Genomic DNA, 23,787 nt, shown 5'->3' on the forward strand with positions numbered 1-23,787 from the left:
ACTGGTGGAGACCGGTGGTGCCACTCCCTTCCCTTCAACGAAAGAGACAAGCTTCATGAAAATCGAAACCCTGGCCGTCCACGCCGGCTACAGCCCCGACCCCACCACCAAGGCCGTGGCCGTGCCCATCTACCAGACGGTGGCCTACGCGTTTGACAGCGCCCAGCACGGCGCGGACCTGTTCGACCTGAAGGTGCCGGGCAACATCTACACCCGCATCATGAACCCCACCACCGACGTGCTCGAAAAGCGCGTCGCAGCGCTCGAAGGCGGCATTGCCGCGCTGGCCGTGGCCTCGGGCATGGCAGCCATCACCTATGCCATCCAGACCATTGCCGAGGCGGGCGACAACATCGTCTCGGCCAGCACGCTCTACGGCGGCACCTACAACCTGTTTGCCCACACGCTGCCGCAGCAGGGCATCACCACGCGCTTTGCCGACCCGCGTGACCCGGCCAGCTTTGCGCAGCACATCGATGCGCGCACCAAGGCGATCTTCATCGAGTCCATCGGCAACCCGCTGGGCAATGTGACCGATATCGCCGCGCTGGCCAAGGTGGCGCACGACCACGGCGTGCCGCTGATCGTGGACAACACGGTGCCCAGCCCCTACCTGCTGCGCCCCATCGAGCATGGCGCCGACATCGTGGTGCACTCGCTCACCAAGTACCTGGGCGGCCACGGCAACAGCGTGGGCGGCGCGATTGTGGACAGCGGCAAGTTCCCGTGGGCCGAGCACAAGGCCCGCTTCCCGCGCCTGAACGAGCCCGATGTGAGCTACCACGGCGTGGTCTACACCGAGGCCCTGGGCCCGGCTGCCTTCATCGGCCGTGCGCGCGTGGTGCCACTGCGCAATACCGGTGCGGCGCTGGCGCCGCTCAATGCCTTCCTGATCCTGCAAGGCATCGAAACCCTGGCGCTGCGCATGGACCGCATCTGCGACAACACGCTGGCCATTGCCAAGTATCTGCAAAGCCATTCCAAGGTGGAATGGGTGCGCTACGCCGGTCTGCCCGACCACCCGGACCACGCGCTGGTGCAGCGCCAGTCAGGCGGCAAGGCCTCGGGCATTTTGAGCTTTGGCGTGAAGAACAGCGACGCCGACCCACGTGCGGCGGGGGCACGTTTTCTGGATGCGCTGCAACTCTTCACGCGCCTGGTCAACATCGGCGATGCGAAGTCCCTCGCCACTCACCCCGCATCGACCACCCACCGCCAGCTCAACCCCGAGGAGCTGGCCAAGGCCGGCGTGAGCGAGGGCATGGTGCGCTTGTCGGTGGGCATCGAGCACATCAACGACCTGCAGGCCGACCTGGCCCAGGCGCTCGACAAGGTGTGAACTGCGAGTGGCCATGCGCTGAAGGCGCGTGGCCACTCAAAATTTCAAGTGTTTTGAGCCTCCAGCGCTTGACTGGCAAGCGCTATTAGCTATTATGTCAATAGCAAATCAACCCACAGTGGCACCGCTTGGCGCCCTGATTCACCGGCCCACGCTGACCAGTGGTGCAGCGCCGCCGCCCATCAGCACCGTGTTGCCCTGCTTGCTGGCAATGGCCAGGGCGGTGTCGCGCTGGATCTCGGCCAGCCGGATTTCCTTGAGCGCCGGCGTGAGCGATGCGCTGATGATCTGGTTGGCCCTTGCCTCGCCTTCGGCCTGCACGATCAGGCGCTCTGCCTCGGCCTTGGCCAGGTCGATCTCCTTGCGCTTTTTCTCGATCGCCTGGTCCGTCTCGGCACGCTGGCGGATGGCGGATTCGATGGCCTTGTCCGTCAGCATGTTGCGAACATTCACGGCGGTGACAGTGAAGGCGCCTTTGTCCGTGGCGTCCAGCTCGGCCTGCAAGGTGGTGCGCACGCTTTCTGCCAGCTCGGCGCGCTTGGTGTGCATGGTGGTCGCATCCATCTGGGCAATGGCCTTGTAGATGGCTTCACGGGCTTCGCGCTGCACGCGGCTGTAGGCCACCAGCAGGTCCGCCGTGCCGTCTTTGACCACTTGTCTGTGCTGCACCACATCGCCCTGGTATTTGACGAACAGCGTAGGGATGGAGGCCGGCGTGGTCTTGAAATAGATGTCGATGTCCACGTCCTGCATGGTCAGGTTGTCACGGCTCTTGGGGGTGAGGTTCTCCAGCGAAAAGCTCACCTCCTTGGCGGTGAATTCGTCCACCGTTTTGAACAGCGTGAAGTACAGCCCTGGCGGCAGGGCCTCCTGCCCCACCTTGCCCAGCGTGCGCTCCACACCCACATTGCCGGTATCGATCTGGCTGCAAGCACCCAGCGCAGCAGACAGGCACAACAAGGACAGGGTTCGCAAAGCAGTCATGGGGTTCTCACGGATCAAGGGGTGTTGGTAGGCACGGCACGCCGTGGCTGCGCTGGCAGCGCCAGCGAGCGCGATTGTAGGAGAGCCCTACCCCACCAAAAACGTGTGGTTCGCCGCTGTCTACAGCAGCCTTCGGGACGGCAGAGCCCCGTATCAACCCAGGTCGCGCGCCAGCCGGATGCCCGTGAACTGCCAGCGCGCGGTGGCCGGGAAGAAGTTGCGGTAGGTCAGCCGCTCATGCCCCGGTGGCGTAGCGCAGGACGAGCCCCGCAGCACGTACTGATTCACCATGAACTTGCCGTTGTATTCGCCCACGGCACCTGCCGCCACCTGAAAGCCGGGGTACGGGGCGTAGCTCGACTGTGTCCATTGCCAGGCGACGCCAAAGAGCTGCACCATGGGGTCGGCATCCTGCGCCGCAGCGTGCTCCCATTCGGCCTCGGTCGGCAGGCGGGCTCCCGCCCAGCGCGCGTAGGCATCGGCTTCGTAGTACGAGAGGTGCACCACAGGCTGCGATCCCTGCAATGGCTGGAGCCCCGAGAGCGTGAAGTGATGCCACGCCCCCTCCACGCGGTGCCAGTACAGCGGGTGATTCAGACCCTGTGCTGCCCGCCAATCCCAACCTTCCGCCAGCCAGAGCATGGGGTTCTGGTAGCCCCCGCCCTCCACAAAGGCCTCAAATTCAGCCTGGGTAACAAGGCGCGAGGCCAGTGCGTAAGGGTGCAGGTACGTGCGATGGCGTGGGCCTTCGTTGTCAAACGCAAAGCCTTCGCCTTTATGGCCGATTTCGATGAGCCCTCCGTCGAAAGAATGCCACGTCAAAGTTGCAGCCACGGGCGGTGGCACCACATCGCAAGCCGCCGCATAGACAGGGAACAGCGGGTTGCACGACAGCAGGTGCTGTATGTCGGTGAGCATCAACTCTTGGTGCTGCTGCTCGTGCTGCAAGCCCAACTCGATCAGGGCACACAGCGAGGCATCGTGCACCACGGTGGGCAGCAGGCGCGCCATGCGGGCATCCACATCGGCCCGGTAGGCCAGCACCTCATGGAGCGCAGGGCGCGTAAGCAGCCCCCTCTGCGGGCGCGGGTGCTTGGCCCCCACACCGTTGTAGTAAGAGTTGAAAAGCACCCGGAACGCGGGCGCAAACGGCGCAAACCCGGGTTCGTGCGCTTCGAGAACGAAGGTTTCAAAAAACCAGCTGGTGTGCGCCAGGTGCCATTTGGTGGGGCTGGCGTCCGGCATGGACTGCGCGCAGCAGTCCTCGGGCGACAGGGGCGCCGCCAGTGCCACCGAGCGGCCGCGCACGGCGGTGTAGCGGGACTGCAGTGTGTTGGATGTCATGGTCATTGCAGCCACTGATCAGGGACGCGCGTGCACCACCGCAAACCAGCCGCGCTCGTCCGTCCACGCCTGGGCCTGTGCAAAGCCAGCGCGGGCCAGCATGTCGGTGAACACGGGCAAGGGGTATTTGTAGCTGTTCTCGGTGTGAATGCGCTCGCCCTGCTCAAACCTGCGGCCGCCGCCGGGCCAGCACACCTCGGTATCGGACGTCGCCTCCAGGTGCATTTCAATGCGCGACGCCTCGGGGTTAAAGAACGCACGGTGCTGCCACTGCGCCACATCAAAGTCGCTGCCGATCAGGCGGTTCACGTGGCGCAGCACGTTGCGATTGAACTCGGCCGTCACGCCCGCCGCATCGTCGTAGGCTGCCTCCAGCACGGCCACGTCCTTGGGCAGATCGATGCCGATGAGCAGGCCGCCATCGTCATCCACAAGCTCGCGCATGTGGCCCAGCAGTTCCAGGGCATGCGGGGGATCGAAGTTGCCGATGGAAGAGCCCGGGTAGAACACCAGCCGGCCGGTGCGGGGAATGTCGTCCGGCAGTGCCACCCCCAGGGTCATGTCGCCCGCCAGTGCGCGGGCATCCAGCGCGGGGAAGTCGTCGCGCAGCCCCTGCACCGCCTGTTCCAGAAAATCCGCTGAAATGTCCACACCCACAAAACACGCTGGCTGCACCAGGCGGCACAGGGTGCGGGCCTTCTGGCAGTTGCCTGCGCCCAGTTCGATGAGGGTACGCCCCGGGCCCACCGTGCCTGCAATGCTGTCCGCATGCGTCTGCATCAGGGCCATCTCGGTGCGCGTGGGGTAGTACTCCGGCAGGCGCGTGATGGCCTCAAACAGCTGCGAGCCGTGCTGGTCGTAAAAATACTTGGGGGAGATGCGTGCGGGCCGCTGGGTCAGCCCGTGCGTAATGTCGGAGTAGCGAGGCAGGAGCATGGGTCAGTGAGACGTTGGGTGCGGCAGCGCCGCCGGGTGGTCAAAAAGCAGAGGCACCTGGGGCGCATACACGGCGGCACGCCCCACACGCTCCCTCGCGCCATTGTGCGTCGCCTCGCCTGCAGCTGTGTGTAAGCCATTTTCGCACCCACAAAAAAAAGGGCTGGCGCAGGCGCCAGCCCTTTTAACCTTGGAGAACTCTTGCTGTCAGAAATACAGGGCCAACCTTGACCCAGCCCCCCTCGTGTGGTGTTGCACGCTATCCGGCACTTAAAACCGCGTCTTTTCGGCCAGGGCTGCGTTGCAAATCCTCGCGATACCTACGGGTATCGCTGTGGTTTGCGCCTTGCCCTGACCAAAAATCCATCGGTTTTAAATGTGCCGTCAAGCCTGCAACACCACACTAGAAGCGCCAGCCCAGACCCACGCCCACCAGAACGGGGTCCACCTTGAAGGTGCCCAGCTTGGCACCGCCTGCGCTCACATCGGTCTTGATGTAGACCTTCTTCACGTCGAAATTCAGGTACAGGTTCTTGGACAGCGGAATGTCCACACCGGCTTGCAAGGCGGGGCCAAAGCTATTGCGGTCAATGTCCACACCAGCGGGCAGGTGCACGCCGGAGAAGCGCGTGTAGTTCAGGCCCGCACCCACGTAGGGCTTAAAGCCGGCTACGTCAAAGTGGTATTGCACAGTGAGCGTGGGAGGCAGGTGCTTGAGCGTGCCGATGGCAGCGCCGCCCGCACGCAGGGTGTGTTTCTGGGGGACGGTGAGGATCAGCTCGGCGGCGATGTTCTTGTTGAAGAAGTAGGTGATGTCTACTTCAGGGATGGTCTTGTCGTTGACCGTCAGGCCCAGCGGTGTGCTGTCCTTGTTGGCGCTGTCAAGGTTGACAACGCGCGCGCGGACCATCCAGGGGCCTTCTGCTTGTTGCGCCAGCGCAGCGCCAGAAGACAGAACACACAGAGCGGCTACAGCCAGCAGAGTTTTTTTCATGGTGATTTCGCATCGGTTGGACGGGGACGACCCCCGTGCATGTATTGAACCGCTGCATCCACCCGCCGACCTTGCCCTATCTCAAGACCTCCGTACTAACCCTTAGACCTAGATCAAGGCATACCCATTCTCACGCTGTGGACTTGCCGCGCAGGCGCTGCACCAGCGTGACACCGGCCAGCACCAGACCCCCGGCCGCGATGCCCACCACCGCGTTGAGCAGGTTCTCCACCACCACCTTCCACAACCCGCCCGTCGGCCATTGGCCTGCTGCGGCAGCTACGCCCTCTACAGCATGGTGCAGCACCGGAACGCCATGCACCAGGATGCCACCGCCCACCAGAAACATCGCCGCCGTGCCAGCAATGGACAGGCCCTTCATGAGCCAGGGAGCAGCGCGCAGGATGCCTGCCCCCACGGCACGGGCCGCGCTGCTGGCCTTGTTGTTGAGCCACAGGCCCAGGTCATCGAGCTTGACGATGCCCGCTACCAGGCCATACACACCGATGGTCATGATGACCGCAATGCCCGACAGCACGGTCAACTGTTGAACAAAAGGCGCAGAGGCCACGGTGCCCAGCGTGATCGCAATGATTTCAGCCGACAGGATGAAGTCGGTGCGCACCGCGCCCTTGATCTTGTCCTTTTCAAAGGCTACCAGGTCCACCGCCGGGTTCGCATTGGCCTTGGCATGGCTTTCGTGCTCGGCCTCATCCTGGTGCTGGGCATGCAGCAGCTTGTGCGCCACTTTTTCAAAGCCCTCAAAACACAAAAAAGCGCCCCCCACCATCAACAAAGGCGTGACCGCCCAGGGAGCAAACGCGCTGATCAGCAGCGCGGCAGGCACCAGGATGACCTTGTTGATCATGGAGCCCTTGGCCACGGCCCACACCACAGGGATTTCGCGCTCGGCCCGCACCCCGGTGACCTGCTGGGCATTGAGTGCCAGGTCATCCCCCAGCACACCCGCCGTCTTCTGGGCGGCCACCTTGGTCATGACCGACACGTCATCGGCCATGGCAGCGCTCTTCTTGGCCGCCACCTTGGTCATGAGGGCCACGTCGTCGAGGATGGTGGCAATATCGTCCAACAGGGCAAGCAGGCTGCCAGTGGCCATGGGGAATCCTTGAAATAAGTCTGTACAAAATCGGCGGGCATGCCGCCATGCGTGCGCCGGACTATAGCAACGCCAAGGCCAACGGCGCCGCGCTGCACAGACCCCTCGGTCTGGGCGGCCCATGTGCGACCTGTTTCCCCCCGCGTGCCGCCCCTTGCTCCGCCCAGCGATGGATGGCGCGAATGCCGCCCCGCACAAAGCGCATACTCGCGCCCTCACCCATCACCTCTGGGGTCCTGGAGCATGTGCTCTTATTCGGGCTTCATGCCCAAGCCATGCCCGGCTACCTCACCAAACACGAAGACATCGCCATCACTGGCGCAGCCGACCTGATCATTCGATCATTGCTCGACAGGCAACAGTTCTCTGATCCACTGGGAGCCGCCGAGGCGCTTGGCATATCGTCGGCCGCGTGGCCCTTGTTCGGCCTGCTTTGGCCATCGGGGGCACAGTTGGCACAACGCATGGCCAGCCGCCCTTTGCTGACCGGCGAGCGCGTGCTGGAGATTGGCTGTGGCCTGGGCCTGGCAAGCCTGGTGTGCCACCGGCGCGGCATGGATGTGACCGCCAGCGACTGCCACCCGCTGGCACCAACGTTTCTGCTGGAGAACCTCCGGCTGAACGGCCTGCCGCCCCTCAAGTACCGCACGGGCCAGTGGGGCGCGGACGCCGCCGCGGGAACAGGCGCGGTACAAGGTCAGTTCGACCTCATCATGGGCAGCGATGTGCTGTATGAACGCGACGCCCGCGCCTCGCTGGCCAGTTTTCTGGACCGCCACGCCGGCCAGGGCGCGCAGATCTGGATCGTGGACCCGAACCGGGGCAACCGCTCTACCTTCCACAAGCAGATGGCAGTGCACCGGTTTGAAGTGGTGGAAGAGCGCCTGGACCACCCGGCCCTGGAAGACCGCCCGGCCTACAAGGGCCGCCTGCTGATCTACCAACGCAAGATGGGATGAGCCCCTGAGCCGCCGGGAGCACCCTCACCCGAGGGGGCCAGGCTCTCGTTGCGGAGCAGCCCTTGGCTTGCCCCCTTTCACCCGCGCCGCCCACCTTTCTCAAGGGTTGGCTCCACGAAAAAAGGCCGATCCCATGAGGGGCCAGCCTTTTGGCAACAACCGCCGCAGCGGTGCAGACGATCAGCGCCGGATCAGCCTACCCACTTGCGCGCGTTGCGCCAAATGCGCATCCAGCCGCTGTACTGCGCCTTGTCTTCACTCGTCCAGCTCATCTGCACGTTGCGGAACACGCGCTCGGGGTGCGGCATCATGGCCGTGAAGCGGCCGTCGGCCGTGGTCACCGCCGTCAGGCCGCCTGCGCTGCCGTTGGGGTTGAAGGGGTACTGCTCCGTCGCGCGCCCGTGGTTGTCCACGTAACGCATGGCGGCAATGGCCTTGTCGGCGTTGCCCCGGTACTTGAAGTTGGCATAACCCTCGCCATGCGCCACAGCTATCGGCAGTCGGCTGCCAGCCATGCCCTGCAGGAACAAGCTGGGTGATTCGAGCACTTCCACCAGCGACAGGCGGGCTTCGAAACGCTCGCTCTGGTTGGTGGTGAAGCGTGGCCAGTCCTGCGCGCCGGGGATGATGTCGGCCAGCTCGGCAAACATCTGGCAGCCGTTGCAAACACCCAGGCCAAACGTATCGGTGCGACCAAAGAAGCCCTGGAACTGCGCGGCCAGCACGGGGTTGAAGGTGATGGACCGCGCCCAGCCGATGCCCGCGCCCAAGGTGTCGCCGTAGCTGAAGCCGCCGCAGGCCACCACGCCCTTGAAGTCTTCGAGCTTGACGCGGCCAGTCTGCAGGTCGGTCATGTGCACGTCATAGGCCTCAAAGCCTGCTTCCGTGAACGTGTAGGCCATCTCGATGTGCGAGTTCACACCCTGCTCGCGCAGGATGGCGACCTTGGGTTTGGCGAAGTTCAGGTATGGCGCCGCCACGTTGTCAGTGGCGTCGAACGTGAGGTGCACGTGCATGCCGGGGTCGGTGGGCTCGCCCGCTGCGGCGTGTTCGGCATCGGCATTGGCGGGGTTGTCGCGCTGCTGGCAAATCTTCCAGCTCACAGCGTCCCACACCTGGTGCAGGTCGGCCAGCGGCGCACTGAATACGGCCTTGGCATCGCGCCAGACCTGCAATTCGCCCTTGCCTGCGTCGATCTCGGACGATGCAGGACGCGTTTTGCCGACGAAGTGGCTGAACTTGGACAGGCCATGCTCGCGCAAGGTCTGCATCACGTCGTTGCGCTCGGCAGTACGCACCTGCAGCAACACACCCAGTTCCTCGTTGAACAGGGCTTTCAGCGTGAGCTCTTCGCGGCGAGCCCCCACCTGGCCTGCCCAGTTCTTGGCATCGCCCGTGTCCATGCGGCTGTCGCTGATGCCGTCGCCTTCAGTGACCAGCAAGTCCACGTTCAGCGCCACGCCCACATGGCCCGCAAAGGCCATTTCGGCGGCGGCCGCCAGCAGCCCACCGTCGCTGCGGTCGTGGTACGCCAGGATCTGGCCCTTGGCGCGCAGTGCGTTCACTGCGTTGACGAGGTTGACCAGGTCTTTCGGGTCGTCCACATCGGGCACCACGTTACCGCTTTGCTCCAGCGTCTGGCCCAGGATGCTGCCGCCCATGCGGTTCTGGCCCTTGCCCAGGTCGATCAGCACCAGCGTGGTGTCGGTCTCGGTGGCGTTGAGCTGGGGCGTGAGCGTGCCGCGCACGTCGGACAGCGAAGCGAATGCGCTCACGATCAGGCTGACGGGCGAGGTAACTTTCTTCTTCTCAGAACCTTCGCTCCACTGCGTGCGCATGGACAGGCTGTCCTTGCCCACGGGGATGCTGATGCCCAGCGCAGGGCACAGCTCCATGCCCACGGCCTTCACAGTTTCGTACAGCGCGGCGTCTTCGCCGGGCTCGCCACACGCGGCCATCCAGTTGGCCGACAGCTTCACGCGCGGCAGCTCGATGGGGGCGGCCAGCAGGTTGGTGATGGCTTCGGCCACGGCCATGCGGCCTGAAGCCGGCGCGTTGATGGCGGCCAGCGGCGTGCGCTCGCCCATGCTCATCGCCTCGCCCGCAAAGCCCTTGTAGTCGGCCAGGGTCACGGCGCAATCGGCCACGGGCACCTGCCAGGGGCCGACCATCTGGTCGCGGTGGCTGAGGCCACCCACGGTGCGGTCGCCAATGGTGATGAGGAAGCGCTTGGAGGCTACCGTGGGGTGGGCCAGCACGTCGATCACGGCCTTTTGCAGCGGCACGCCGGTCAGGTCCATGGGCGCGAATTCACGCACCAGGGTCTTCACGTCACGGTGCATCTTGGGCGGCTTGCCCAGCAGCACGTTCATGGGCATGTCCACGGGCAGCTTCTGGTCGTCGGCCGTAGCAGCAGGGTCGTGCAGCACCAGCTGGCGCTCTTCGGTGGCCGTGCCGATCACGGCAAACGGGCAGCGCTCGCGCTCGCAGAAGGCCTTGAACTGTTCCAGCGACTCTGGCGCGATGGCCAGCACGTAGCGCTCTTGCGATTCGTTGCTCCAGATTTCCTTGGGCGCCATGCCCGACTCTTCGAGCTGCACCGCGCGCAGGTCAAAGCGTGCGCCACGGCCTGCGTCGTTGGTCAGCTCGGGAAAGGCATTCGAGAGGCCGCCTGCGCCCACGTCGTGGATGGCGAGGATCGGGTTGGCCGCGCCTTGCGCCCAGCAGTGGTTGATGACCTCTTGCGCGCGGCGCTCGATCTCGGGGTTGCCGCGCTGCACCGAGTCAAAGTCCAGCTCGGCGGCGTTGGTGCCCGTGGCCATGGAGCTGGCGGCGCTGCCGCCCATGCCGATGCGCATGCCGGGACCGCCCAACTGGATCAGCAGCGAACCGGCGGGAAACTCAATCTTCTTCGTCAGCTCGGCATCGATCACGCCCACACCGCCCGCGATCATGATGGGCTTGTGGTAGCCGCGCTGCACGCCGCCGACTTCTTGCTCGTACTCACGAAAGTAGCCGTTCAGGTTGGGCCGGCCGAACTCGTTGTTGAACGCCGCGCCGCCCAGGGGGCCTTCAACCATGATCTGCAACGCGCTGGCAATGTGCTCGGGCTTGCCAACTGTGCTGCCCCAGAGCTTGGACACCGTGAAGCCCGTGAGGCCCGCCTTGGGCTTGGAGCCGCGGCCGGTGGCGCCTTCGTCACGGATCTCGCCGCCTGCGCCGGTCGATGCGCCGGGGAAGGGCGAGATGGCCGTGGGGTGGTTGTGGGTTTCCACCTTCATCAGCACATGCTGGGTAACGCTACTCTTTTGATAGCTATTGGCGCTTGATGGATCAGCGCCAGATCCCATTTTTGCCACAAACCGCTCGACCTGGTGGCCTTCCATCACCGAAGCGTTGTCCGAATACGCGATCACCGTGTGCTGGGGCGCCAGCTGGTGCGTGTTGCGGATCATGCCGAACAGGCTCTTGTCCTGCGCCACGCCGTCGATGGTGAACTGCGCGTTGAAGATCTTGTGGCGGCAGTGTTCGCTGTTGGCCTGCGCGAACATCATCAGCTCCACGTCGGTGGGGTTGCGCGCGAGGCCCGTAAAGGCAGTCACAAGGTAGTCGATTTCATCGTCAGCCAGCGCCAGGCCAAAGCGGGTGTTGGCGGCCTCCAGGGCAGCGCGGCCGCCGGCCAGCACATCCACATGCTCCATGGGCGCGGGCTGCAGTTCGGTGAACAGCGCGGCGGCGGCGCTGCGGTCGGCCACCACCGATTCGGTCATGCGGTCGTGCAGCAATGAGGCCACCTGGGCCAGCTGCTCGGCCGTCAGCTCAGGGGTTTTGCCCAGCAGACCGGATTTGAGGCTGATGCGGTATTCGGTGATGCGCTCGACCCGGCGGATGGCGATGCCGCAGTTGCGGGCGATGTCGGTGGCCTTGGAGGCCCAGGGCGACAGCGTGCCTAGGCGGGGCGTGACGATGAGCACGGCGCCGTCTTCGGGGCCCGCATAAGGGTCGCCGTAGGTCAACAGCGCGGCCAAACGTTCTTGCTCAGTGGGTGTAGGGGCCGCGTCGGTAGCGACCAGGTGCACAAAACGCGCTGCAATGCCGCTGATCTTGGGGTGGATCGCCTCCAGGGCGGGTTGAAGTTGCTGGGCGCGGAAGGAGCTGAGGGCGTTGCCGCCCGCCAGCGTGGTCATGTGCAAGGTCACGGTAGCGGCCTGTTGGGGGGTGTCAGGGGTAGAGGGTGGCTCCGGGCGCCAGCGTGCAGCCAGGACCGGAGCCCGCTATTTTACCGGGCATGGCCGCACCGCCTGCGTGGCGCGGGGGCCAATGGGATAATCCGAGGATGAGCATCACCATCAAAAGCGCTGAGGACATCGAGGGCATGCGCCTGGCCTGCCGTCTGGCCTCCGAAGTACTGGACTACATCGCCCCCCACATCAAGCCCGGCATCACCACCAAAGAGATCGACCGCCTGGGCGCCGAGTGCATGGCCCAGCAGGGCACCATCTCGGCCACCGTGGGCTACCAGCCACCGGGTTATCCACCCTACCCGGCCTCGCTGTGCACCTCGGTCAACCATGTGGTGTGCCACGGCATCCCCAACGACAAGCCTTTGAAGAAGGGTGACATCGTCAATGTGGACGTGACTGTGATCACCAAGGACGGCTGGTATGGCGACAACAGCCGCATGTACCTGATCGGCGAATGCTCGATCGCCGCCAAGCGGCTGTCGGCCATCACGTTTGATGCCATGTGGCACGGCATCGTGCAGGTCAAGCCCGGCGCGCATCTGGGCGACATCGGCCACGCCATCCAGAAGTTTGCCGAAGGCCAGGGCTTTTCCATCGTGCGCGAGTTCTGCGGCCATGGCATTGGCAAAAAATTCCACGAAGAGCCTCAGGTGCTGCACTACGGCCGCCCCGGCACGCTCGAAGAACTGGTGCCCGGCATGGTGTTCACCATCGAGCCCATGATCAACGCTGGCCGCCGCGAGGTAAAAGACTTTGGTAACGACGGTTGGACCATCGTGACCAAGGACCACAGCCTGTCAGCCCAGTGGGAGCACACGGTGCTGGTTACCGAAACAGGCTATGAAGTCATGACGCTGTCGGCAGGCTCGCCGCCGCTCCCGGCGTTTGTGACCGCGACCAAGACCTGACCCGCTCGCCGGCCCCTGCCAGCCGGCTCGCACAACTCTTGCATGGCTTTTTGCATGGCCCTTCTTCAGCGCGACCTTCGACGACCATGACCAAAATCCATGCCCTGCCTGAAGTGCACGTCCTGCGGGACGCCTACCGCAGCGACAAAGCGGCGCTGCTGGCCGCCATGAAAGCGACGGGGGCCTCCACACGCGGCATCCGGGTGCTGCTGCGCAAGCTGTCCACCCTGGCAGGCAACCTGCTGCAAACGCTGTGGCAGCGCGCCGAACTGCCTGCCGACATGGCCCTGGTGGCGGTGGGCGGTTTCGGGCGCGACCAGCTCTTTCCTTATTCGGATGTGGATGTACTGCTGCTGATGCCCGATGGTGCGGCGCCCGAGGCGGGCAGCGCACTGCGCACCCAGCTCGAAGGTTTCATCGGCAGCTGCTGGGATGCGGGGCTGGAGATTGGCTCCAGCGTGCGCACGGTGGCCGAATGCCTGGCCGAAAGTGCGGGCGATGTCACCGTGCAGACCTCCCTGCTTGAATCACGCCTCGTGTGCGGCAACGCAGCGCTGTTTGAAGACTTCCAGCGGCAGTACCGCGCGCAGATGAATCCCCAGGCGTTTCTGGTGGCCAAGACACTGGAGATGCGCCAGCGCCACAACAAGTACGAGAACACGCCCTATTCGCTGGAGCCCAACTGCAAGGAGTCTCCTGGGGGGCTGCGCGACCTGCAGATGATCTTGTGGGTCTCCCAGGCCGCGGGGCTGGGCCGCAACTGGAAAGAGCTGGCCGCCAGCGGCATGGCCACCGCGTTCGAGGTGCGCCAGATTGAGCGCAACGAGGCGGTGCTGTGCCTCATCCGTGCGCGCTTGCATGCCGCCGCTGGGCGGCATGAAGACCGGCTGGTGTTTGACCTGCAGACCGCCGTGGCCGAGTCGTTTGGCTACCGCTCACAGGCGCCCGACGGATCGCGGCTGCCCATGCGCGCCAGCGAGAGCCTCATGCGGCGCTACTACTGGGCGGCCAAGGCGGTATCGCAGCTCAGCCAGATCCTGCTGCTGAACATCGAAGAGCGCCTGAATCCCTCGACGCACGAGCCGCGCCCCATCAACGAGCGCTTCTTCGAAAAGGCCGGACTCATCGAGGTGGCCAGCGATGACCTTTACACGCGCGACCCACACGCCATCCTCGAAACCTTTTTGCTCTACCAGACCACGGTGGGCCTGAAAGATCTGTCAGCCCGCACCTTGCGTGCGCTGTACAACGCACGCGGCGTGATGGACGGCGCATTCCGCCGCGACCCGGTCAACCGCGACAACTTCATGCGCATCCTGCAGCAGCCTTCGGGCATTACGCATGCCATGCGGCTGATGAACCAGACCTCGGTGCTGGGCCGCTACCTGTGGGCGTTTCGCGGCATCGTCGGTCAGATGCAGCATGACCTGTTCCACGTGTACACGGTGGACCAGCACATCCTGATGGTGTTGCGCAACGTGCGCCGCTTCTTCATGGCCGAGCATGCGCACGAGTACCCCTTTTGCTCGCAGCTGGCTGGCGGCTGGGACAAGCCGTGGATCCTGTACATCGCCGCACTCTTCCATGACATTGGCAAAGGCCGTGGGGGCGACCACTCGCAGATCGGTGCCGTGGAAGTGCGCCGCTTTTGCCGCCAGCACGGCGTCGCCCGCGAGGACGCAAAACTCGTCGAATTCCTGGTCAGCGAACACCTGTCGATGAGCCGCATCGCCCAAAAGGAGGACCTGAGCGATCCCGACGTGATCGCCGCGTTCGCGCAGCGCGTGGGCAACGAACGCTATCTCACCGCGCTGTACCTGCTCACCGTGGCCGACATCCGTGGCACCAGTCCCAAGGTGTGGAATGCGTGGAAGGGCAAACTGCTGGAAGACCTGTACCGCGCCACGCTGCGCACTCTGGGCGGCCGGGCGCCCGACGCTGCCGCCGAAATCGAGGCGCGCAAGCGCGAGGCGCTGGTGCTGCTGGCCCTGAGCGCCCTGCCCTTCGAGGCACACAAGGCCCTGTGGGCCACACTGGACGTGAGCTATTTCATGCGGCACGAGGCTGCCGACATCGCCTGGCACACGCGCCACCTGTCGCGCCATGTCGGCACGGCAAAGCCTGTGGTGCGCGCGCGCCAGTCGCTGGCAGGCGACGGGCTGCAGGTGATGGTGTATGCGGCCGACCAGGCCGATCTGTTTGCGCGCATCTGCGGATATTTCGACCGCGCGGGGTTTTCCATCCTGGATGCCCGCGTGCACACCGCGAACAACGGCTATGCCCTCGACACCTTCCAGGTGGTGGCCTCATCGCAGCCGGGGCACTACCGGGAGCTGACGCACATGGTCGAAAGCGATCTGGTGCGTGTGATCGAGGCCGGTGGCCCGCTGCCCGAGCCCGCCCGCAAGCGGGTCTCGCGCCGGGTCAAGAGTTTTCCGGTGGCGCCGCGCGTCACGCTGCGCCCCGACGAAAAGGCCCAGCGCTGGCTGCTTGCCATCTCGGCCAGCGACCGGGCGGGCCTGCTCTACCTGGTGGCCCGTATCCTGGCGCAGCACCACCTGAGCGTGCAACTGGCCAAGGTCAGCACCTTGGGGGAGCGGGTGGAAGACACCTTCCTGATCCAGGGCCCCGAGCTGCAGAACAACGCCCGCCAGATCGAGATCGAGACCGAGCTGCTGCGCGAACTGTCCGCGTGAGCCATGCTCGAAAAAATGCTCTCTTTTTAATAGCTACCAGCGCTTTACCAGAAAGCGCTAGCGGCCTTTTTTTGACATCTTTCACCCTGAGCAGCTTCAGCAACCAGGCGTACGAAGCCATCACCCACAGCAAGATCTATCCCGGTGCGGGTACACCGGTGACGGATGTGTGCCTGTCAGGCGGAGGCATCAGTCGTCCTCGTTGGCACTGATGTCCGGGAACAGCACTTCGGTAAAGCCGAACTGCGTGAAATCGCGCACCCGCATGGGGTAGAGCTTGCCGATGAGGTGGTCGCATTCGTGCTGCACCACCCGGGCATGAAACCCTTCCACCGTGCGGTCGATCGGGTCGCCATACGGATCAAACCCGGTATAGCGAATGCGCGACCAGCGGGGCACCTTGCCGCGCAACCCTGGCACCGAAAGGCAACCTTCCCAGTCCTCATCCTCCTCATCACCAAGGGGCATGATGACCGGGTTGAGCAAGACGGTGGGAGGGACCACGGGCCGGTCCGGGTAGCGTGGATTGCGCTCGCCAGATCCAAAAATCACGAGCTGCAGATCCACGCCGATCTGCGGCGCCGCAAGTCCCGCTCCGTTGACAGACTGCATGGTCTCGAACATGTCGCGCACCAGAAGGTGAAGCGCATCGGTATCGAATTCAGTGACAGGCTGGGCAACACGCAGCAGGCGCGGATCGCCCATCTTCAGGATGGTGTGGATGGTCATCGAAGGTGCATTCAGGTCAAGAGAAGAAAGCGGCACATGCGCTGCTGCGGCAGCATAGCGCGTGCGCACGCCCAGGCGCCGCCGCCGGGGCATTCACAATAACGGACATGCCCCAGCCCCCCACCGAGTCCCACGAAGACGCCGCGCCGCCACTGCGCACCCTGCCCTGGCCCGTGCGCTGGCTGCTGCTCGCATTTGCCGTGCTGTGCCTGGTCATGGGCATCATCGGTGTGATCGTTCCCGGACTGCCGACCACGGTGTTCATCCTCATGGCGGCCTGGGCCGCAGCCCGCAGCTCGCCACGGCTCTACCGCTGGCTGTGGAACCATCGCTTGTTCGGCCCCCTGCTTCGCAACTGGGCCCAGGGCGGCAAGGTCAGCCGGCGGGCCAAGTGGAGTGCCACACTGCTGATGGCGCTGAGCGGCATCGTGCTGTTCGCCACGGGCACCCGGCCGTGGGTGGTGGGTATCGCCATCACCTCCATGGTTTGCGTGGCAGCCTGGCTGTGGCACCGCCCCGAGCCCTGAAGCCCACCCGTCCCCTCACCGGACTAGTGAAAGTTGGCCGTCATTCGCACACCTCGGCACGCGACCGCAACACCACGCAAGAACACGCCGTCAAATCTTCGGAGCCCCAATTTTTATGTATATAATCTAAGTCTTGTTCCTCGATAGCTCAGTCGGTAGAGCGCCGGACTGTTAATCCGTAGGTCCCTGGTTCGAGCCCAGGTCGAGGAGCCAAGAATTTTGCAGGCCCTGCATGTGTACGCGGGGCCTTTTACATACCGATCATTCCTCGATAGCTCAGTCGGTAGAGCGCCGGACTGTTAATCCGTAGGTCCCTGGTTCGAGCCCAGGTCGAGGAGCCAGCCAAGAAGCCCGCCATGTTCACGCATGGTGGGCTTTTTCATTCATACGCCTCAAGAAGATCCACCACCCCTGTGCCTGCCTGACAATACAGTTCTTTGTCATGACTTGCACAAAACTGGCCCAGCCAAGCGGCTCATCCCAAGGCGAGGCGGCCGTTGCACGCCGATTTGCGCAAGTCCTATTTGTATTGCAACCCCATGCCCCCGCAACTGCCTTGGCTGGAGCTTGAAGATCCGCTACCCGACCCTGCGAAAGCATGGGGACCCGACGACCCCGCCCCCGGACTCCTGGCTGCCGGTGGCACGCTGGATGTAGCGCATCTGCGAGCGGCGTATGCCCAGGGCACGTTCCCCTGGTACGGCCCGGGGCAACCCATCTTGTGGTGGGCTCCCGATCCACGCATGGTCTTGCCCGTGGCGAACTTCCGACTCCATCGCTCGCTTCGCAGGACCCTGCAGGCATTCCGAGCAAATACAGCCTGCGAGATCCGCATAGACCACAACTTCCTGGACGTGATCACAGCCTGCGCCACCAAGGAGCGCGACGGGCAGGCGGGCACCTGGATCGTGCCCGAGATGGTCGAAGCCTACACCCGCCTCCATGCAGCGGGCAATGCTCATAGCGTTGAAACCTGGATCGATGGAAAACTGGCAGGCGGCCTGTATTGCGTCGCACTGGGGCAGGCGGTGTTCGGTGAATCGATGTTCGCCCACGCTACCGATGCATCGAAAATCGCGCTTGCGGCCCTGGTGGCCTTGTGCCGCCGCCAGGGTGTGGCAATGATTGATTGCCAACAGAACACCCGGCACCTGGCCTCATTGGGAGCCCACGAAATCTCGCGAGCCCAGTTCCTGTCTCACATACAAAACGCACTGGACCAGCCCGCCCTCTCGTGGTCGTTTGAACCCGTATACTGGAACGAGCTGCTGCCCTTCACGGCGCCCACGGCATGACGCAACTCAATGACCTACCACTGCAGACCCTGCAGTTCTACGCGACAGCCCCTTACCCCTGCAGTTATCTGCCGGACAGGCAGGCACGGTCGCAGGTCGCCACGCCCAGCCACCTGATCCAGAGCGATGTGTATTCCGATCTCGTGGCCAAGGGGTTTCGCCGCAGTGGCATGTTCACTTACCGCCCCTATTGCGATGGCTGCCAGGCCTGCACCCCCTTGCGCGTGCTGGTGAACGAGTTTCAGCCGGATCGGAGCCAGCGGCGCGCTACCGTGCGGCACGGCAATCTGCAGGCGCGGGTATTGCGCCTGTGTTTTGTACCCGAGCACTATCAGCTGTATCTGCGCTACCAGAACGGCCGCCATGCGGGCGGCGGTATGGACCATGACAGCATCGACCAATACACGCAGTTTCTGCTGCAAAGCCGGGTGAATTCACGTCTGGTGGAGTTCCGCGAAACAGATGGCATGACAGGAGAACCCGGCGCGCTCAAGATGGTGTCCATCCTCGACGTGCTCGACGACGGGCTTTCGGCGGTCTACACCTTCTACGAACCCGAGCCACATTGCAGCTACGGCACCTACAACGTGATGTGGCAGATTGCCCAGGCACGCTCCCTGGAGTTGCCCCATGTGTACCTGGGCTACTGGATCGAGGCCAGCCCCAAGATGAACTACAAGGCGCGCTTTCACCCCCACGAGATCCGGACCGATGGCCAGTGGCATCGCTCCAGCCCAGGCGCGAATCAGAGCGCGTGAATGCAGGCTCGCATTTCACAAGATAAAATGCTGCGGCCGTCACTGCATCGCCGTCCATGAAAAAAAACGATCCCAGCATCCCCGTCAAACCCAGCGTTCAGGTGCTTGAGCGCATGTTTACGCTGATCGATGTTCTGGCGTCACGCGAAGAGGCGATATCTCTCAAGGAAATCAGCGAGAAAACAGGGCTGCACCCGTCCACCACGCACCGCATCCTGAACGACCTCACGATTGGCCGTTTCGTGGATCGGCCAGAATCGGGCAGCTACCGACTGGGCATGCGCCTGCTGGAACTGGGCAACCTCGTAAAAGCGCGCCTGAGCGTGCGCGATGCCGCCCTGACCCCGATGCGCAATCTTCACAAGCTGATCCAGCAGCCCGTCAATCTGAGCATGCGCCAGGGCGACGAGATTGTGTATGTCGAACGTGCCTACAGTGAACGCTCCGGCATGCAGGTGGTGCGCGCCATTGGCGGACGGGCCCCTCTGCACCTTACCTCCACAGGCAAGCTCTTTCTGGCCCTGGACGACCCCCAGCGCGTGCGGGCCTACGCCACCCGAACCGGTCTGGCCGGACACACCCGCAACAGCATCACCCAATTGCCCATCCTGGAGCGCGAACTCGCCAAAGCACGCCAGTACGGTATTGCCCGCGACAACGAAGAGCTGGAACTGGGCGTGCGCTGCATGGCCGCTGGCGTCTACGATGACCAAGGCAAGCTGGTAGCCGGACTGTCCATATCAGCACCCGCTGATCGACTGGACGAAGGATGGCTTCCCAAGCTCCAAGCCACGGCCAACGAAATTTCTCTGGCTCTGGGTCACACACCCAGCATGGAAGCGTCGGCATCCGGTGATGCGGGTTTGCGTCCGGGACTTCGCTGAGCCTCGGGACACAACAGCTACCGCAGCCGCAGCCGGGCCTGATCCTTGAAAAAAAACCGACGCGGGCAGTGATGCCCGGTCGGCCGGTGGATCCATCAAATCAGCGCACAAGGCAGTCGGCACGAAATCCCGCCGACGCTACCAGCACCAAATGCTTGGCGCACCAGGGAAGGATGTACAAGCTACAGGACTAGCTGCCTCACCCATTGGACCCTGCACGGGCCTGCAAAGGCGCCGTCAATGACGGCATCGACTCCACCCAATGGCGCACACGCTCAGCATCACCCAGGCGGCTGAATTTGCCCGCCGAGTCCAGAAACACCATGATGAGCTTGCGCCCAGCGATCTGGGTTTGCATCACCAGGCAGCGCCCTGCTTCCGAGATGTAGCCGGTTTTCTGGAGGCCAATGTCCCAGGTGGGGTTTTTTACCAGCCCATTGGTGTTGTTGTACTGCAATGTTTTGGGACCCACTGCCACCTCATATCCCGGTGACGTGGACAGTTCGCGCAGCAGGGGATCACCATGCGCCACATTCACCAAAGTAGCCAGGTCACGTGCGCTGGACTGGTTGCGGCTGGAAAGGCCGGTTGGCTCAACATAACGGGTATCGGTCATGCCGAGCAGGCGGGCCTTGACATTCATCTGCACAACAAACGCTTCGAGGCCACCAGGGTACGTACGACCCAGCGCATGCGCTGCGCGGTTCTCGCTGGACATGAGCGCCAGGTGCAGCATCTCGCCCCGGGTCAACGTAGAGCCCACGGTCAGGCGCGAGCGGCTGCCTTTTTCAGTATCAACGTCATCCTGGGTGATCGTAATGGGCTCATCCATCGGCAGCTTGGCCTGGGAAATCAGCAAGCCCGTCATGAGCTTGGTCAGGGACGCAATGGGAAGCACGGCCTGATCATTCTTGCTGAGCAGGACTTCATGCGTGTCCTGGTCGATGACGAGTGCGACGCTGGACTTCAGGTCCAGCGGATCACTCACCTCATGCAGCCCCGCCATTTGCCCGAACGACTGCTTGGCAGGCACAAAGGCCACACGGGTCGGCGCCTTGGCGGTCTTGGCCGTGACACGCACGGCCCGGGTATTGGTAGCGACCTTGCGGGCCGGAGCAGCGCGCTTGGCATTGGCCGAATTGACTTGCTGCTTTTTGGCTGGCGCCTTGGAGCGCTCCCCTGAGTGCGCAATCGGCACAACCAGCGCCGTACTGACGACGACAAAGCCCAAAAGCTGGAAAAAACGGGTCACTGCGGCGCGGTGGCGATGGTGCATCAAAGTGCTCCAAACGGTAATAAGTGTTGAGCAGTGTACAGAATCAAAAAAAGTCGCGCAAGATCAATACCTTGCGCGACTTTCCAAGAAAGTGAATGAAATTATAAATTGATCATTCAACCCTGTGCAGCCACCCGGTCAGCTTTACTTTGTAACTTGTTCAGCGCACTCAGATAGGCCTTGGCCGAAGCGACCACGATATCGGGGTCTGCTCCGACGCCGTTGACCACGCGGCCACTGTTCTGCAGGCGCACTGTGACCTCGCCTTGGCTCTCTGTCGAGCCGCTGATGGCGTTCACCGAGTACAGCACCATCTCCGCACCACTCTTCACATGCGATTCGATGGCCTTGAGTGAGGCATCCACAGGGCCGTTTCCTTCGGACTCGCCCCGCACCTCCTGGCCATCTACCGTAAAGACGATGCGTGCTCGGGGGTGCTCACCCGTTTCGCTCTGCTGGAACAGAGAGACAAAGCCATATTGTTCCCTTTCGCTGGTCACGCTCTCATCACTCACCAGCGCCAGGATGTCTTCGTCAAAAATCTCGCTCTTGCGATCGGCCAGCTCCTTGAAGCGCGTGAAAGCGGTGTTGACTTCGGTTTCACTGTCCAGGCTCACACCCAGTTCCTGCAGGCGCTGCTTGAAGGCGTTGCGGCCGCTGAGCTTGCCCAACACGATCTTGTTGGCGCTCCAGCCCACATCCTCGGCACGCATGATTTCGTAGGTATCGCGCGCCTTGAGCACGCCATCCTGGTGGATGCCACTGGCGTGCGCAAAGGCATTGGCCCCCACCACGGCCTTGTTCGGCTGCACCACGAACCCCGTGGTCTGACTGACCATTCGGCTGGCCGCAACGATGTGCTGGGTATCAATGTTGAGATCGAGGTTGAAATAGTCGCGGCGGGTCTTGACCGCCATCACCACCTCTTCGAGAGAACAGTTGCCAGCGCGCTCACCCAGACCATTGATCGTGCATTCCACCTGGCGCGCGCCGCCAATCTTCACACCGGCCAGCGAATTGGCCACGGCCATGCCGAGGTCGTTGTGGCAGTGCACGGACCAGATGGCCTTGTCGCTGTTGGGAATGCGCTCGCGCAGGGTCTTGATGAAGTTGCCGTACAGCTCGGGGATGGCATAGCCCACGGTGTCGGGCACATTGATGGTCGTGGCACCCTCGGCGATCACAGCTTCGAGCACGCGGCACAGGAAGTCTGGGTCGCTGCGGTAGCCATCTTCGGGGCTGAACTCAATATCTCCCACCAGGTTGCGCGCAAAACGCACCGACTGCTTGGCCTGCTCCAGCACTTGCTCTGGCGTCATGCGCAGCTTCTTTTCCATGTGCAGCGGGCTGGTGGCAATGAACGTATGGATGCGCGCGCTGTTCGCCCCTGCAAGCGCTTCTGCTGCGCGGGAAATGTCGCGGTCATTGGCGCGCGACAGCGAGCAGATGGTGGACTCCCTGATGGCATTGGCTATCGCCTGCACCGCCTCGAAATCTCCGTTCGAGCTGGCCGCAAAACCGGCTTCGATCACGTCCACCTTCAGGCGCTCCAGCTGGCGGGCAATGCGCAGCTTCTCATCCTTGGTCATCGAGGCGCCGGGGGACTGCTCGCCATCGCGCAAGGTCGTGTCGAAAATGATGAGTTTGTCAGCCATGTTGTTTCTCCTGATACTGGTGGGGTGGAATTGGCCCGCAACACTAAAAATCTGGCGCCCAAAACAAAAGGCCCGTTGCGGGTGCATACGGGCCTTTGTGGAAAAAGTGTGCGCGTGCGCCTACTGTCTCCGCCCGTAGGGAGGTAGCAGTAGAGCCAGTGCAAACGAATTCATGCGGTGCAATGTAGCACAACTGGCCAGACATCATTCCAATCACTTGTGCAGTCCACGTTCGTCCGGTTCGTCCGTCGAGGTGCTGATCACGCTGCTGTGCTGTCCTTTGGCCTTGCGCCAGGCGTACACGCCGTAACCGCTCAGGCCGTAGAACACGAACACACCAAACAGCACGATGGGCGGGTGGATGTTGATGATGGCAATGCCCAGCGCGATCAACACAATGGCTGCAAAAGGCACGCTCTTTTTCATCTGCACATCCTTGAAGCTGTAGAACGGCACATTGGTCACCATGGTGAGCCCCGCGTACAGCGTGAATGCGAACATGATCCAGGTCGTCTGACTCCAGGTCAGCCAGTGGTCTTCACCAGGATGCACGCCCAGCTCGGTCATCAGCCAGATGAACCCCGCCACCAAAGCTGCAGCGGCTGGCGAAGGCAGCCCCTGAAAATAGCGCTTGTCCACCACGCCGGTATTCACATTGAAGCGCGCCAAGCGAAGCGCGGCACAGGCACAGTACACAAATGCGGCAATCCAGCCCCAGCGGCCCAGCCCCTGGAGGGACCACTCATAGGCGATCAGGGCAGGCGCCGCCCCAAAGGACACCATGTCGGAAAGCGAATCCATCTGCTCGCCAAACGCACTCTGGGTATTGGTCATGCGCGCTACCCGACCATCGAGGCTATCGAGCACCATCGCACAAAAAACGCCCACGGCCGCCATGTCGAAACGGCCATTCATAGCCATCACGATCGAATAGAAGCCCCCAAACAATGCCGCCAGCGTGAACAGGTTGGGCAGGATGTAGATGCCCTTGCGCCGTTTGCGCACCATCACACCGGGGTTGTCGGTGGATTCATTGCCGTCATGCATTAAATTGACCTCCAGCGCTTGCCCATATTGCGTGAGCAGCTATTAAATTTATAGTATCCGGCAACTCCCGCTTCACAGACAGATCGCCGCGCGCC

The 23,787-nt window shown here is 63.2% G+C and carries 19 protein-coding genes and 2 tRNA genes; 11 read left to right on the plus strand and 10 right to left on the minus strand.

The window, feature by feature from the left end; translation table 11 throughout:
* The first annotated feature begins 55 nt into the window (after positions 1 to 55).
* Positions 56 to 1,339, plus strand: coding sequence for an O-acetylhomoserine aminocarboxypropyltransferase/cysteine synthase family protein (locus tag ACQ4MJ_RS10540; protein ID WP_431152741.1), 1,284 nt, complete (start codon positions 56 to 58; stop codon positions 1,337 to 1,339).
* A gap of 141 nt (positions 1,340 to 1,480) precedes the next feature.
* Here the strand turns inward: ACQ4MJ_RS10540 and ACQ4MJ_RS10545 are convergent, their stop codons facing one another.
* The 5 genes from ACQ4MJ_RS10545 to ACQ4MJ_RS10565 all read right to left on the minus strand — a co-directional run bounded on the left by ACQ4MJ_RS10545 (position 1,481) and on the right by ACQ4MJ_RS10565 (position 6,714).
* Positions 1,481 to 2,323 (minus strand): SPFH domain-containing protein, encoded by an 843-nt coding sequence (locus ACQ4MJ_RS10545; protein ID WP_431152740.1) that lies wholly within the window; start codon positions 2,321 to 2,323, stop codon positions 1,481 to 1,483.
* 153 nt (positions 2,324 to 2,476) lie between these two features.
* A complete protein-coding gene (gene egtB, locus ACQ4MJ_RS10550; RefSeq protein ID WP_431152739.1) occupies positions 2,477 to 3,667 on the minus strand; it encodes an ergothioneine biosynthesis protein EgtB in 1,191 nt (396 codons plus the stop codon).
* Between the two features lie 18 nt (positions 3,668 to 3,685).
* A complete protein-coding gene (gene egtD / locus ACQ4MJ_RS10555) occupies positions 3,686 to 4,603 on the minus strand; it encodes an L-histidine N(alpha)-methyltransferase (RefSeq protein WP_228894863.1) in 918 nt (305 codons plus the stop codon).
* Positions 4,604 to 5,006: 403 nt separating this feature from the next.
* The gene (locus ACQ4MJ_RS10560) at positions 5,007 to 5,597 is read right to left on the minus strand and encodes an OmpW/AlkL family protein (protein WP_055393808.1); all 591 of its coding nucleotides are present in this window, start codon (positions 5,595 to 5,597) and stop codon (positions 5,007 to 5,009) included.
* 130 nt (positions 5,598 to 5,727) lie between these two features.
* On the minus strand, positions 5,728 to 6,714 hold the full coding sequence (locus tag ACQ4MJ_RS10565) for a DUF808 domain-containing protein (RefSeq protein WP_431152738.1): 987 nt from the start codon (positions 6,712 to 6,714) through the stop codon (positions 5,728 to 5,730).
* 275 nt (positions 6,715 to 6,989) lie between these two features.
* Here ACQ4MJ_RS10565 and ACQ4MJ_RS10570 point away from each other — a divergent pair, with 275 nt between their 5' ends.
* Positions 6,990 to 7,673 carry a class I SAM-dependent methyltransferase gene (locus ACQ4MJ_RS10570; protein WP_121419814.1) on the plus strand — a complete coding sequence of 228 codons (684 nt, stop codon included), beginning with the start codon at positions 6,990 to 6,992 and terminating at the stop codon, positions 7,671 to 7,673.
* 191 nt (positions 7,674 to 7,864) lie between these two features.
* Here ACQ4MJ_RS10570 and purL read toward each other — a convergent pair whose 3' ends face one another.
* Positions 7,865 to 11,872: a phosphoribosylformylglycinamidine synthase gene (gene purL / locus ACQ4MJ_RS10575; RefSeq protein WP_431152737.1), complete on the minus strand. Its 4,008-nt coding sequence runs from the start codon at positions 11,870 to 11,872 to the stop codon at positions 7,865 to 7,867.
* Between the two features lie 137 nt (positions 11,873 to 12,009).
* On the opposite strand from purL, the gene map reads away from it, so the two are divergent.
* The 3 genes from map (at position 12,010) to ACQ4MJ_RS10590 (ending at position 15,733) form a co-directional block, all read left to right on the plus strand.
* Positions 12,010 to 12,825, plus strand: a complete 816-nt coding sequence (map, locus tag ACQ4MJ_RS10580) for a type I methionyl aminopeptidase (protein ID WP_055393799.1) — start codon at positions 12,010 to 12,012, stop codon at positions 12,823 to 12,825.
* A gap of 86 nt (positions 12,826 to 12,911) precedes the next feature.
* A complete protein-coding gene (locus ACQ4MJ_RS10585) occupies positions 12,912 to 15,521 on the plus strand; it encodes a [protein-PII] uridylyltransferase (RefSeq protein ID WP_121506713.1) in 2,610 nt (869 codons plus the stop codon).
* Positions 15,522 to 15,592: 71 nt separating this feature from the next.
* Positions 15,593 to 15,733 (plus strand): hypothetical protein, encoded by a 141-nt coding sequence (locus ACQ4MJ_RS10590; RefSeq protein WP_431152736.1) that lies wholly within the window; start codon positions 15,593 to 15,595, stop codon positions 15,731 to 15,733.
* Here ACQ4MJ_RS10590 and def read toward each other — a convergent pair.
* Entirely contained in the window at positions 15,711 to 16,250 is a 540-nt protein-coding gene (gene def / locus ACQ4MJ_RS10595) for a peptide deformylase (RefSeq protein ID WP_228895933.1), read from the minus strand. The two genes, ACQ4MJ_RS10590 and def, sit on opposite strands and share 23 nt — an antisense overlap.
* Before the next feature lie 107 nt (positions 16,251 to 16,357).
* On the opposite strand from def, the gene ACQ4MJ_RS10600 reads away from it, so the two are divergent.
* From ACQ4MJ_RS10600 to ACQ4MJ_RS10625, 6 genes are all read left to right on the plus strand, one after another.
* Positions 16,358 to 16,777 carry a YbaN family protein gene (locus ACQ4MJ_RS10600; RefSeq protein WP_055393793.1) on the plus strand — a complete coding sequence of 140 codons (420 nt, stop codon included), beginning with the start codon at positions 16,358 to 16,360 and terminating at the stop codon, positions 16,775 to 16,777.
* Positions 16,778 to 16,914: 137 nt separating this feature from the next.
* Positions 16,915 to 16,990 (plus strand) — tRNA-Asn (locus tag ACQ4MJ_RS10605).
* 52 nt (positions 16,991 to 17,042) lie between these two features.
* A tRNA-Asn gene (locus tag ACQ4MJ_RS10610) sits at positions 17,043 to 17,118 on the plus strand.
* Positions 17,119 to 17,316: 198 nt separating this feature from the next.
* The gene (gene aat / locus ACQ4MJ_RS10615) at positions 17,317 to 18,072 is read left to right on the plus strand and encodes a leucyl/phenylalanyl-tRNA--protein transferase (protein WP_431152735.1); all 756 of its coding nucleotides are present in this window, start codon (positions 17,317 to 17,319) and stop codon (positions 18,070 to 18,072) included.
* Positions 18,069 to 18,830, plus strand: a complete 762-nt coding sequence (locus ACQ4MJ_RS10620; RefSeq protein ID WP_431152734.1) for an arginyltransferase — start codon at positions 18,069 to 18,071, stop codon at positions 18,828 to 18,830. Before aat ends, ACQ4MJ_RS10620 begins: the two co-directional genes overlap by 4 nt.
* Positions 18,831 to 18,886: 56 nt before the next feature.
* Positions 18,887 to 19,714, plus strand: coding sequence for an IclR family transcriptional regulator (locus tag ACQ4MJ_RS10625; RefSeq protein WP_055393786.1), 828 nt, complete (start codon positions 18,887 to 18,889; stop codon positions 19,712 to 19,714).
* A 199-nt stretch (positions 19,715 to 19,913) separates the two neighbouring features.
* Here the strand turns inward: ACQ4MJ_RS10625 and pbpG are convergent, their stop codons facing one another.
* The 3 genes from pbpG to pssA form a co-directional block, all read right to left on the minus strand.
* A complete protein-coding gene (gene pbpG, locus ACQ4MJ_RS10630) occupies positions 19,914 to 20,990 on the minus strand; it encodes a D-alanyl-D-alanine endopeptidase (protein WP_431152733.1) in 1,077 nt (358 codons plus the stop codon).
* Between the two features lie 116 nt (positions 20,991 to 21,106).
* Positions 21,107 to 22,645 carry a 2-isopropylmalate synthase gene (locus tag ACQ4MJ_RS10635; protein ID WP_121419808.1) on the minus strand — a complete coding sequence of 513 codons (1,539 nt, stop codon included), beginning with the start codon at positions 22,643 to 22,645 and terminating at the stop codon, positions 21,107 to 21,109.
* A gap of 213 nt (positions 22,646 to 22,858) precedes the next feature.
* Entirely contained in the window at positions 22,859 to 23,692 is an 834-nt protein-coding gene (pssA, locus tag ACQ4MJ_RS10640; RefSeq protein ID WP_055393781.1) for a CDP-diacylglycerol--serine O-phosphatidyltransferase, read from the minus strand.
* Between the last annotated feature and the right edge of the window lie 95 nt (positions 23,693 to 23,787).

Source organism: Acidovorax facilis, from assembly GCF_050626955.1.
Taxonomy (GTDB): Bacteria; Pseudomonadota; Gammaproteobacteria; order Burkholderiales; family Burkholderiaceae_C; genus Acidovorax; species Acidovorax facilis.